This window comes from Flavobacterium sp. CECT 9288, assembly GCF_918731615.1.
Classification (GTDB): domain Bacteria; phylum Bacteroidota; class Bacteroidia; order Flavobacteriales; family Flavobacteriaceae; genus Flavobacterium.
In genome coordinates this window covers 1,248,393-1,261,508 of sequence record NZ_OU957226.1, presented here as the reverse complement: position 1 = coordinate 1,261,508, position 13,116 = coordinate 1,248,393, and the positions used below count along the sequence as shown (strand labels likewise).

At 32.4% G+C, this 13,116-nt stretch carries 11 protein-coding genes; 8 read left to right on the top strand and 3 right to left on the bottom strand.

The window, feature by feature from the left end:
• The first annotated feature begins 60 nt into the window (after positions 1-60).
• From gldF to dnaN, 3 genes are all read left to right on the top strand, one after another.
• Positions 61-786: a gliding motility-associated ABC transporter permease subunit GldF gene (gene gldF, locus LQ189_RS05460; protein WP_230154837.1), complete on the top strand. Its 726-nt coding sequence runs from the start codon at positions 61-63 to the stop codon at positions 784-786.
• A complete protein-coding gene (gldG, locus tag LQ189_RS05455; protein WP_230154835.1) occupies positions 786-2,471 on the top strand; it encodes a gliding motility-associated ABC transporter substrate-binding protein GldG in 1,686 nt (561 codons plus the stop codon). The genes gldF and gldG overlap by 1 nt, the downstream gene beginning before the upstream one ends.
• Before the next feature lie 105 nt (positions 2,472-2,576).
• The gene (dnaN, locus tag LQ189_RS05450) at positions 2,577-3,695 is read left to right on the top strand and encodes a DNA polymerase III subunit beta (RefSeq protein ID WP_144892040.1); all 1,119 of its coding nucleotides are present in this window, start codon (positions 2,577-2,579) and stop codon (positions 3,693-3,695) included.
• A gap of 251 nt (positions 3,696-3,946) precedes the next feature.
• On the opposite strand, the gene LQ189_RS05445 is transcribed toward dnaN, so the two are convergent.
• The 3 genes from LQ189_RS05445 to LQ189_RS05435 form a co-directional block, all read right to left on the bottom strand.
• Positions 3,947-4,390, bottom strand: coding sequence for a DinB family protein (locus tag LQ189_RS05445; protein WP_230154833.1), 444 nt, complete (start codon positions 4,388-4,390; stop codon positions 3,947-3,949).
• A 125-nt stretch (positions 4,391-4,515) separates the two neighbouring features.
• Positions 4,516-6,288 (bottom strand): DNA mismatch repair protein, encoded by a 1,773-nt coding sequence (locus LQ189_RS05440; RefSeq protein ID WP_230154830.1) that lies wholly within the window; start codon positions 6,286-6,288, stop codon positions 4,516-4,518.
• A gap of 309 nt (positions 6,289-6,597) precedes the next feature.
• The gene (locus LQ189_RS05435) at positions 6,598-7,437 is read right to left on the bottom strand and encodes a universal stress protein (RefSeq protein ID WP_230154828.1); all 840 of its coding nucleotides are present in this window, start codon (positions 7,435-7,437) and stop codon (positions 6,598-6,600) included.
• Positions 7,438-7,605: 168 nt separating this feature from the next.
• On the opposite strand from LQ189_RS05435, the gene mnmE reads away from it, so the two are divergent.
• From mnmE to LQ189_RS05410, 5 genes are all read left to right on the top strand, one after another.
• On the top strand, positions 7,606-9,009 hold the full coding sequence (mnmE, locus tag LQ189_RS05430; protein ID WP_230154826.1) for a tRNA uridine-5-carboxymethylaminomethyl(34) synthesis GTPase MnmE: 1,404 nt from the start codon (positions 7,606-7,608) through the stop codon (positions 9,007-9,009).
• A gap of 148 nt (positions 9,010-9,157) precedes the next feature.
• Positions 9,158-10,288: a site-specific integrase gene (locus LQ189_RS05425; protein WP_230154824.1), complete on the top strand. Its 1,131-nt coding sequence runs from the start codon at positions 9,158-9,160 to the stop codon at positions 10,286-10,288.
• A 4-nt stretch (positions 10,289-10,292) separates the two neighbouring features.
• Positions 10,293-11,279, top strand: coding sequence for a hypothetical protein (locus LQ189_RS05420; RefSeq protein WP_230154821.1), 987 nt, complete (start codon positions 10,293-10,295; stop codon positions 11,277-11,279).
• 89 nt (positions 11,280-11,368) lie between these two features.
• Positions 11,369-11,653, top strand: coding sequence for an AlpA family transcriptional regulator (locus LQ189_RS05415; protein ID WP_230154819.1), 285 nt, complete (start codon positions 11,369-11,371; stop codon positions 11,651-11,653).
• Between the two features lie 2 nt (positions 11,654-11,655).
• Positions 11,656-13,086: a DUF3987 domain-containing protein gene (locus LQ189_RS05410; protein WP_230154816.1), complete on the top strand. Its 1,431-nt coding sequence runs from the start codon at positions 11,656-11,658 to the stop codon at positions 13,084-13,086.
• Positions 13,087-13,116: the final 30 nt, after the last annotated feature.

Genomic DNA, 13,116 nt, shown 5'->3' with positions numbered 1-13,116 from the left:
AAAGTTGTTGAATTGGGAACTTTAAACATTAAACATTTGAAACTTTAAACAAAAAAACAAATGAAATCAATAGTTTTACGAGAAATAAAATCCTTTTTCGGTTCGCCAATAGGTTATTTAGTAATTGCCATTTTTTTAATCATTAACGGATTATTTCTTTGGGTTTTTGAAGGTGAATATAACATCCTTAATTCTGGTTTTGCTGATTTGACTCCCTTTTTCACTTTGGCACCTTGGATTTTAATTTTCCTGATTCCAGCTGTAACCATGCGAAGTTTCTCAGATGAGAAAAAACAAGGAACCTTAGAATTATTATTAACAAAACCATTAAGTATTTGGCAAATTGTAAACGGGAAATTTCTTGGAGCTTTGCTTTTAATTCTAATAGCCATAATTCCAACCTTTATTTATGTAGCCGTAATTTATGACCTAGGAATGCCTGAAGGTAATATCGATATGGGAAGCACAATAGGCTCTTATTTTGGATTAGTGTTCCTAATTGCAGCCTATTCTTCGATAGGGATATTCACCTCTACATTATCAGACAACCAAATTGTTGCTTTTATTTTGGCGGTTTTTATTTGCTTCTTTTTTTATTTTGGATTCGAAGGTATTGCAACAGTGGTTCCAAGTTTATCTCAAATCATTGCTTCATTGGGTATGCAAGATCATTTTAAGAGTATGAGTCGCGGAGTACTAGACACGAGAGACATTCTTTATTTTACAAGTATTACCGTTGTTTTTCTTTCATTTACTGTTAATAATCTAAAATCTTTCAAATCGTAATGACTACTTCTAAGAAAAAAAACCTGAAATCAGTATTGATTATTCTTGCCGTTGTATTAGTTTTAAATGCAATAGGAAGTTCCGTTTTTCATCGTTTTGATTTAACAAAAGATAAGAGATACACACTTTCCCCTACCTCATTAAAAATTATTGATCAGGTTCAAAATCCGCTTGTTATAAAAGTATACATGCAAGGCGATTTACCTCCAGAATTCAGACGCTTACAACAAGAAACAAAGCAACTTTTAGAAGAATTTCAAGCATACAATTCTAATTTAGTGTTTGAATTTGTAGATCCTTTGGAAAACAAGGATTCAAGCATGGACAACATAAAAGAATTGTATCGAAAAGGCTTAACTCCTGTAAACATAACTGTTGATGACAAAGGAAAACAGTCACAAGCTATGGTTTTCCCATGGGCAATTGCTGTTTATGATAACAAAGAAGTAAATATTCCTTTGCTAAAGAATATTATGGGAGCCTCAACTACCCAAAAAGTGATAGGATCTGTACAACATTTGGAATATTCTATTGCCGAAGGTTTAAATAAAATTACAAAAGCCAAACAGAAAAAAATAGCGGTCATAAAAGGGAATGGCGAACTACAAGATATTTTAATGGCCAAATTTTTATTGCAAGTAAGAGAGAGTTACTTTATTGCTCCTTTCACGCTTGATTCAGTGGCTAAAAATCCGTTGAAAAGTTTAGAATCTCTTAAAGAATATGATCTAGCACTTATTGCAAAACCAACCGAAACCTTTACTGATCAAGAAAAACAAGTACTGGATCAATACATCATGCATGGTGGTAAAACGTTATGGCTTGTGGACCAAGTTGTAGCAGAAATAGATAGTTTGTACAATCCTGCAGGAGCTACCCTAGCCTACCCTAGAGATTTAAACTTGAATGATATGTTTTTTAAATATGGCTTTCGTATTAATCCAGATTTAATAAAAGATGAACAAGGAAGCCCAATAAAACTGGCTACTGGCGAACAAGGAAGTGCAACTCAATTTCAGGAATTCAACTGGAAATTTGCACCGCAAGTATATCCTACAAGTGTACACCCTATTGTAAAAAACCTTGGAGGTATAAAATTTGACTTTGCTAATCCTATTGATACCTTGAAAAACGGCATCAAAAAAACGGTACTGCTACAGTCCTCACAATATTCAAAAAAGATAGGAACGCCATCAGAAGTAAATTTAGAAAGTGTTACCGAAGAAACTTCGCCTGCTGATTATGCCGCAAAAGGAAAACTTCCATTATCCGTATTACTCGAAGGTAGTTTTGAATCGATGTATAAAAATCGAGTTTTGCCTTTTGAACAAAAAACATTTTTAGACCAAGGAAATGCAAATAAAATGATTATCATAGCTGATGGAGATCTAATCAAAAACCAATTGGATAAAAACTTTCAACCTGTTGAGCTGGGTTATGATCAGCGTTCAGGAAATTTATATGACAATAAAGATTTTTTAATAAACTGTGTCAATTACCTATTAGATGATAATGGACTTATTAACATTCGAAGCAAGGATCTAGATTTGCCTTTATTAGACAAAGAAAAGGTTTATGAAAACTATAGCAGTACCCCAATACTAACTATCGGGTTACCAATTATTATTTTGGGGATCTTCGGTTTTGTGTTTACTTTCATTCGTAAAAGAAAATACAGTAAATAGATGTTAATAAAAAAGTTTCCAAACTAGAATAGTTTACGATATATTTGTAACATGTAACGTATTTCACAAATAAAGAAATACCTTAAAAAAAATAAAATAAAACAGATGAAATTTATAGTATCGAGTTCATACTTATTGAAACAATTACAAGTTTTAGGGAATGTAATCAACAGCAGCAACACATTACCTATTTTAGACAATTTCTTATTTGATCTAGATCATAATGTATTGACCGTATCTGCCTCTGATTTAGAGACTACTATGTCTGCAACCTTATCAATCGATTCAGAAAGTAAAGGTAGCGTTGCCGTTCCTGCAAAATTACTTTTGGAAATTCTTAAAACATTTCCAGAGCAGCCCTTAACATTTACTATAGAAGATAATAGCACCATAGAAATAAGTTCTAACTCAGGTAAATATGCGCTTGCGTATGCTCCTGGTGAGGAGTTTCCAAAATCAGTAAACCTTGAAGATCCATCTGTAACACTTGTTCCTGCTGATGTTTTGGCTACAGCAATAAGTAAAACTATTTTTGCTGCAGGTAATGATGATTTACGTCCTGTAATGTCTGGAGTGTTTTTTCAATTCTCGCCAGAAGGTTTAATTTTTGTGGCAACTGATGCGCACAAATTGGTAAAATATGCTCGAACTGATGTGACAGCTTCTCAAGTTGCTGATTTTATTATGCCAAAAAAACCATTGAACATCTTAAAAAATATTTTAGGATCTTCGGATGCAGAGGTAAAAATAGAATACAACGATTCGAATGCTACTTTCTCTTTTGACAATTACATTTTGATGTGTCGTTTAATTGATGGAAAATATCCAAATTACGAAGCGGTAATCCCAAAAGAGAATCCAAATAAATTAATGATTGACCGTACTCAATTTTTAAGTTCTGTGCGTCGTGTAGCTATCTTTTCGAACAAAACTACACACCAAATTAGATTAAAAATTGCTGGTGCTGAGTTAAACGTATCTGCAGAAGATATTGATTATTCAAACAAAGCCGAAGAAAGATTGACATGTGATTACCAAGGCGACGATATGCAAATAGGCTACAACTCTCGTTTTTTAACTGAGATGTTGACCAACTTACAATCGGATATGATTATGCTTGAAATGTCATTACCTAACAGAGCCGGAATTTTAACTCCAGTTGATGGATTAGAGGAAGGTGAAACTGTTACTATGCTTGTAATGCCTGTAATGCTTAACAGCTAAGATTACAATTTAACATACGCTATTAACCAAACCATTTTTATATTGAAAAAAACCGTCTCTATTTTGGAGACGGTTTTTTTTTGTTACGGCTGTTTCTGATTTTTATGAGTTAACTGTTTCACGACTTGCTGAAGTGGAGAATTAAGGAAACCTAAACTTTCTGTTAAGTATTAACTTTACATGTACAAAATTAATATTTAATTAAACCAAGATCCCAATCGCAACAAACTGCTTCAGGTCGATTGATTTTCTTATTCATATTCCACTATTTGTTTTAAATGATGTTCTAAATGGTCAACATAGTCTGCAATCAAAAATTTTAAGGTGAAAATATTTTCCCCTATTTTTATTTCTCTTTTTAAGTTTTCAATAGGTATTCTTTTAATAATTTCAAGAAGTTGTTTATTATATATTGTCCAAAATGAAATAATCTGCTCTGAATTTATTTGTTGGTAAAAACTAAATTCATTCCACTTATTTTGGTTGTAACTAATTTCAGGAGTCATTTCAAATTGTCCACGAACAAATCTTTGATGATTATTTGTTGCACTGTCAATTAAATGGCCTATAATTTCTTTTTTACTCCATTTATCTTTTGATATTTTTAAAGAAAAACTTTCTTCACCCATTTCAGTTATCAGACTTGGAATTATATCAGTTAAATATTCTAACCTTTTTATTGATTGCTCCACCATTTTATTCTGTTATAGTTTCCATTAGTACAAAACTGTCACCAAACATAAAAATTATCACATTTAAAATCAAATTTAATTGATCCTTTTATAAGACTAGTTTTAATCTCGAGTAGATACTTTTAATTTTAAATCACTCCCATTTTTTTCATTAAAAAAGTAGCGCTTTTGTTTTTACAAATTCCGTCACGAAGTTTGTAATCAAAATGGAGCTCATCATTAACAATCTCTACTTCAAAACATTTATTTACTAAGGTTTCAGGATATTCATTTGTAGTAAGGCAAACTTCAATATCATGTGTAGCAATAGCACCAATAGCATTTTTAGCAATCACTTTCTTAACTACTTCTATGGTACCGTTTCGCTTATCATCAGAATTTGTACCGCGCAAAATCTCGTCTAGTAAAATAAAAGCTGGTGTATGATGCAATTCGTCCATAATTTGTTGTAAGCGTTTTATTTCAGCAAAAAAATACGATTCACTATCTGCTAAGGAATCAGACAATCTCATGGATACTAGTACCGGTAAGGGATGAATATTAGCTTGTAATGCGCATACAGGGGAACCAATTCCTGCAAGAACCATATTGATACCTAGACTTCTCAAAAAAGTACTTTTGCCAGACATATTTGATCCAGTTAATATCATAAATGATTGTGGATAAAAACAAACGTCATTGCCAATTCTAGTTTTTTTGTTTAACAAAGGATGACTTAGTCCTTTAAAATCAACTTCATACTTGGTATTTAAACTTGGATAAACAAAATCTGGATTGTTATACCCAAAATTTGCTAAACTGTTGAGCATTTCCATTTCACCAATAACATTCAACCATTGCTCTAGCGCGGCACCATTGTAGTTTTTCCATTTTAATAAAGCTTTAAAAACATGCAAATTAAAAAGAAAAGTTCCGTTAAAAACGGTTGCAGTTACAAAATTTCCAATACTATCCATATTAGAAAACAATTCAGATAATTTTTTTAAATGCGCGCTGGCATTTCCATTTTCAATTTTTAATTGCTGTTGCAACTGAATTAGTTTTTGAGATGTAAAAGGCTCCTTTTCAATTTTTTCTAATAGTAAACTGTATTGGTGAATTGTAATATCAATATTTGTTGAGGTGGCTACTTCGGCTAGAATTCGTTTGACAAACCTTCCTAAAACCATCAAATTAAATATAAAAACATAACCCAGAATTGAGGCGAAAATAAGTTTTGAAGTGACAGCATACAATATCAAAAAAGTAATAAAAAGTAGCGGTGATAGGTATGAAATTAAAACAGTAATTCGCGAAAGCGGTGTACTGTTAAATGTAGTCCAACGCATTAAATTTTGGTAACTAGTTGCCGTGTCCTCTCCTACTTTGGCCACAGCCAAAAACTCTTGACGCCACTCTATTTTAGCAGACAACTCCCTCACTGCCTCTTGATTTTGCTCAATCTCAGTATTGGGTGCTATGGATAACAATCGTTTTGCAAACGTATTTTTTCCTATGTAAGTTGCTGTTCTATTTAAATTTTGGAACAAAGAATGTGCTCCAAAAATATCCAAATCATACGCATACGGATGGTGGAAATCATTGAATTCAATTCCATTTTCAAACGGAATAGCTTTACCCTCTAAATAAGAAATCTCATTAGTATTAATGTCAATTAAAGCCTTATTTATCTTTCTTTTAGTATTTATAGACGTATGAAAACGCAATAAAATAATAAACAAAACCAGAAAAAAAACAGCTGCCAGACTGTACAGTAAAGCATTCGTTTTTAAATAGTAATAAATTGAAACAAAAAAAAGCACCATAGCCAGTAATCTACTTATACTGATGCTATTGTACTTTTTTGTTAAGGTTGATGCTACTTGTGAAAATTGAGCAACTCTTGATTTATAAATTTCCATATTTTAATTGATGATTTACAAATATAGTAAATTAGTTCCCTATCCATCTCAATTAAAAGCAATGGAGCCGCTATACTACAAGTCGCGCAATATCTATAACTTTAGAAGCTCCATTGCTGCATTATTGAGATGATTTCAATTGTAATTTATGCAAACGTTTATAAAATCAAAAGGCTTTGAAATATGATACTCTCATAAACTGCTTCGTTTTTATAACTTTCATTGGATCAAACAATTCCTGTCGAACCATTTTAAATTCGAAAAACAATACAAGCAACTATTAAAATTATACCACAAAACCGCTCTTTTCTATTCTATATCAGCAGGAATGGCTAAAATTGGTAAATCAGTGTAATTGGCCATTTTTCGGGTTAAACTCGAATTGAAAATACCCGCTAAAAAGCTTCTTTTGTAATGCAACAAAGTGAGTATATCAATGTCTTTTTGCTGAATAAAATCGTAAATAGAACCTTGTACATCATCGCTAATCATAACGTGAAATTCTACTGGTTCGGCACTAAACTCATCTTCCCAAGCTTTAATCGTATCTTTGGTAACATCAGAACTAGCTGTTTTTACATACAAACATTTTACTTTGGCTCCTGTTTTGCGCGCTATAGCTAAAACTTGTTTTAAAGCTTTTTTGTCTTTTTTTCTAAAACGAGTCGTAAAACAAATTTGGTGAATGGGTCTGTATTCAGCATCCCCAGGAACGCACAATACGGGAACAGTTCCGTCAGTTATAATGTTTGCCGTATTGGTGCCCGCAAAAAAATCGTCCCAACCTTGCACTCCATTTGTTCCCATGACAATAAAATCAATATCTTCGTCTTGCGTAATATCAAAAATACAAGAAGTCAAATCGCCTTCAGTCAATCTATGCGATAATGTAATGTGCTGCAAATTGCGTTCTTCTGCAATGGCGCGCAATTTAGGAACCTCATCTTTGAACTGTTCAAAATTAGTCAACTCGACTGAGTTGTATAAAATGGTGTAATTAGGTGGAAAAAACGAACTGTCAAAACTAGGCGCATCAAAGGTGTGCAACAATACGATTTCAGCTTTTACTGTATTTGCAAACTTTAAGGCATGTACAAAAGCATTTGTGGCAACAGGTGAAAAATCGGTAGGGAAAAGAATTTTTTTCATAGCATGTGTAGTTAAAAGATTAGTTGTTGTAACAAAGATAAACTCTTACTTGCGCTAGAAGTATGATATTTGTCATACTAGCATCACTATTTTCAATTTTTTTTTCAGTAAGGCAGTTGTCTTGCGCTCCCACCAATTTTGGTTACTTTTGTATAAAAATAAATCAAAATGATTCCTCAAGACTCCATTGTTGCCCTTGCCACACCATCTGGTGCCGGAGCAATTGCCATAATACGAATTTCTGGTCAAGATGCTATTCCTATTGCTGATAGTGTTTTTAAATCCATAAAAAATAAAAACTTAGTCACTCAAAAAACCCACACCCTTCATTTAGGTCATATTGTGGATGGTTCCAAAACGCTCGATGAAGTATTAGTTTCTGTTTTCAAAGGACCTAATTCCTATACTGGCGAAAATACCATAGAAATTTCTTGTCACGGATCAACGTATATTCAGCAACAAATTATTCAATTATTGCTCAGAAAAGGATGCCGAATGGCCGATGCAGGTGAGTTTACCCTACGTGCTTTCTTGAACGGAAAACTGGATTTATCCCAAGCCGAGGCTGTTGCCGATTTGATTTCGTCAGACAATGAAGCCAGCCATCAAATTGCGATGCAGCAAATGCGTGGTGGTTTCTCGAACGAAATTGCCAAATTGAGAGAGGAACTTTTAAACTTTGCTTCGCTTATCGAACTTGAATTAGACTTTGCCGAGGAAGATGTAGAGTTTGCTGACAGAACCCAGTTTCATGAATTATTGAATCGAATTGAATTTGTATTGAAACGTTTGATTGATTCCTTTGCAGTGGGTAACGTTATTAAAAACGGAATTCCTGTTGCCATTGTGGGTGAACCCAACGTAGGAAAATCGACGCTTTTGAATGCTTTACTCAACGAAGAACGCGCCATTGTATCTCACATTGCAGGAACAACGCGGGACACCATCGAAGACGAATTAGTCATTGGCGGCATTGGTTTTAGATTTATTGACACAGCTGGTATTCGAGAAACCAAAGACTACGTAGAAAGCATTGGCATACAAAAAACTTTTGAGAAAATAGAGCAAGCGCAAGTGGTTTTGTATTTGAGCCCGCTAACCCCCAAAGGAGGAACTCTTGATGCTGAAAATATCAAAGAGGTTCAGATTGAATTTGAGAAAATTAAGAACCAATTTCCCTTGAAGCCCTTGATTATTATCGGAAATAAAAAAGATTTATATTCCGATAATGAGATTGAGCATATCAAGAAAGAAATTCCAGAAATACTACTTTTGAGCGCCAAAAATAAAGAAGGGGTTGACGAGCTCAAAAACCAATTGCTTTCCTTTGTCAACACCGGTGCGTTGCGCAACAACGAAACCATTGTGACCAACACCCGTCATTATGATTCCTTATTAAAAGCACTTGATGAGATTAGCAAAGTAAAATACGCGCTTGAAACCAACCTTTCTAGCGACTTAATGGCGCTTGATATCCGCGAAGCATTATACCATTTCGGGATGATTACCGGTCAGGTGACTAATGATGAATTACTGGGGAACATATTTGCGAATTTCTGTATCGGGAAATAAAAGCACTTTCTTTAAGTATTCTTAACTTTCTATAACTTGACTACCATTGATTTAACTGTATTATGGCTTTCTTGTAATAACTTTAATTCATACATTTGTTACACTCGATGTACACCTCAGGACTAAAAAGGTGTAAAAATGTACACCTATGAATATCACTTTAAAGAAAAAGAAGTTACAAAATGGCAAGTTCAGTTTATACCTAGAGTACTACAAAGGCTCTACTATAAACATGGATGGTAAAAGGATTCACTTAAGAGATTTTGAGTACTTAAAGTTGTATCCACATCAAGAACCCAAAACTGCCACCGAAAAGAAAGAGAATAAAGAAATTGACACTTTAAGTGAACAAATATTATCTATCCGTAAAGCAGAATACTTTCAAGGTAAATTTGACATCAAAAACACTTCTAAGTCAAAAAGATTGTTTTTAGATTACTTTATAGAGAAAACGGAGGAAAAAATTGACTCTCCTAAAAACTACGGGAACTGGACGGCAACTTCTCTACATCTAAAAAGATGTATTTCATCAAATCTTACATTTGATGAAGTTGATGAGAACTTTGTCAAGCGAGTGCGTTTGTACTTTGACAAAGAAGCTAAAACAAAAAGTGATACACCTCTGTCACTTAATTCAAAATATTCTTATTATAACAAGTTCAAAGCTTGTCTAAGAGCTGCATTTGATGATGGCTATTTATCAATAAATTATGCTTCGAAAACAAAATCATTTGAACAAGCTGAAAGTCAAAGAGAATATCTAACGCATCAAGAGCTACAATCACTAGCTAATACTCCTTGCAAATATGAAATTTTAAAACGAGCCTTTATTGCATCTGCATTGTCAGGTCTTAGGTGGAGCGACATAAATACTTTAGTTTGGTCAGAAGTAAGGGATGAAGACAATGGAGTTAGTAGAATAAATTTTCGTCAGCAAAAAACTGAAGGAGTTGAATATCTGTATATTTCAAATCAAATCAGAGAGTTGTTTGGAGAACGACAAGACCCATCAGAAAGAGTTTTTAAAGGCCTAAAATACAGTGCTGTATACAATAATGAAATAGTACGTTGGTGTAATCGAGCAGGAATATCAAAACATATAACGTTTCACAGCGCCAGGCACACGAATGCTGTTCTTTTACTTGAAAATGGGGCAGACATTTACACTGTATCTAAAAGACTTGGACACAGAGAAATTCGCACAACCGCAATTTATGCAAAAATTGTTGATCAAAAAATGAAGGAAGCTGCTAATTTAATACCAAATATTAAACTTTAATATTATGATATATTCATATTTCAAATATTCAAAAAATCACGATCAATTTGCTAAATACTTAAAAAATAATTGTAAAGATCCTAAGGAAAACTTATCCATCAAAAGGAAAATAAATAAATTTAATGAATTTCAGTTTTTAACCCTTCTTGTTGATGTCACACTATACAGGAATGACGATCCCCTTACTATTGATACTCTCAATTATTTTTTTTATCTGGACTTTGAAGTACAACCAAAAAATCAATTTCATGATTACACACTTAGACTTATTGATGACCCTTACTTCGAGAAGATATTTATGGGAGAAGTAAAAGCATATTTAAATTGTACATATGAATTAGATCTTTTAATTAACTATATATTTGAAACTACTGAATTCTCAAAACAATCCAAAATAAGGAAACTTACGGTTTTGAGTGATAGAGTTTTAAATGATATGTGGCATGATCTTTTAAGTGCTAAGTATTTATTTACTAATTTTTGTGAGAATAAAAATAATTACAACGATAAAAGATTGGGTGTCTTTGTTTTAATAAAAAAAGCATTGGAAGATTTTGAAAATCATATTTCTATGACAATTGATGGTCTAGAAGAAAAAATTGAAATCCTTTCAAAACCAAACTTCACCAATGAAAGATCCTTATTAAACATTGACAATAAAATTTTAAAAAAAATATATTTTGGTTTGGAAAAACACATGTTCATTGACCAAGAAAAAACCTCTGAAGAAGACTTTATAAAAGTTTTTACAAGTGATAGTGAATCTCATAACTCAATCGTTTACTTTAATATGGACAATATCCAATTCAATTTTTTTATTAACTCTATTTATAAATTTTTAAATATTAAAATAAACTTAACCTCTATTGAGCTTTTGGGGAAAATTGAAAATAAAAATGGTAAGATAAAAGCTAAATCAATTTATGTTTCAGTTTCTAAAAGCGGAATGCAACCCAAAAATTATAAACTAATAGAATCAATTTTTAAGTAATAGAAATATAGTTAACTACATTAACAAGTTAACCTTTCCAAATTTTACTTTATTGACATTTGCTACCATAACGATAAAACATATCACTTATGGAAAGCAATGCAATTATTCAGAAATTAACCCAATTAGAGAAATTAATCATTGGGACAAACAAACAAATCTTCACTGTTGACGATGTTGTAAACTACACGGGGTTCTCAAAAAGTTATGTATATAAACTAGTACATACTAATATACTCCCCTACTCGAAACCCAATAACAGAACCCTCTTCTTTACTAAAACTGAGATTGACGAATGGCTGTTACAAAACAAATCAAAATCTGTTTCTCAACTTAAACAAGAAGCAGTTATTTATACCAATAAAAAGGTATAAAAATGGTCAACTTAAAAAATAATACCCCTTTTACTCCTGAGAGTAAAAAGGGTAAAATCTTTGAATCGCAACACAAAGATAATCAAATAGAAGGACGAATTGACCTGGTGGATTTGGAAAATGATTATTTGAAACATAAAGATAATAAAGGAAACTTATTTCCAATAGAAATTTATCCAAAAGCCATTCAAGAGATTATTATAGAGATTCATGATAAGCATTTATTTCCGATAGATTATCTTGGTGCAGGAATTCTTTCAGCTGCTTCGGCTTCTATAGGTAAATCACATAAACTAGAAGTAAAACATGGATGGGAGGAAAAAGTAAACTTATTTATGGTAATTGTTGGACAACCCGGCGATGCAAAAACACAAGCTTTAAAATTTTGCTTTAATCCAATACAGAATAGAGAGAGCCAACTATATGCTGATTATGAAAGTCAATTAGCTGAATATGAAAGAACAAATTCAGAAAATTCAGAAAATAAAAACAAAGAAAAAAAACCAATCTTTAAAAGATATTTACTTAGCGATTTTACACCCGAAGCCCTCGTTTTAAATCACAGTAACAACAAGAGAGGAATTTGCATATATGTCGACGAGCTCAATGGATGGTTGAAGAATTTTAACCGTTACAATAGTTCAGGTGAGGCCGAAACATATTTAAGTTTATGGAGTGGAACACAAATTACAACAGATAGAGCTTCAGGAAAATCTCTTAGGCTCGAAGATCCTTGCGTAAGCGTTATTGGTAGCACTCAAATTTCGGTTTTAAAGGATTTTGGAAAGGATGGAGGATCAACAAATGGTTTTATGGACAGACTACTGTTTGTTTATCCAAACGATGAGAAAATATTGCGTTGGAATATCCAACAAGTAAATAAAGTACTATTCAATAATTATACCACACTCATTAATAATCTAATTGATTTGGGTGATACTGATCATACGATATCTACTGTTTTTACGATGGAAACTGAAGCCAAAGAATACTTATTCAGATGGCAAAATAACAGACCTGATAAGTTTTTCTTTGATTATGAACGAAGCGTCGAAATAAAACTGCAACAATATGTACTTCGATTTGCATTAATTCTTCAACTTATTTATTCAACTGTAGAAAGCGAATCAAAAAACCAAGTAGATATATCTTCTATCAAAGGAGCTATTCAATTATTTGACTATTTCTACAATAATGCTATTCAAGTACGAACAGAGATTCTTAAAAAGAATTATTTCGAAACTCTCACAGAACTTCAAAAAAATATTCTAAATGAACTCCCTAAAACTTTTACAACAGCAGAAGGGTTAAAAATAGCTTGTAAGCTAATTGAAGGAAAAGCTAGAGTGTCTGATAGACAATTTAAAACCTATCTAAAAGACGTCAAATTATTCAAAAGGCTTGCACATGGAAGTTATGAAAAAATAGTATAGACTTCACTTTCTTCACTTTCTTCACTTTGC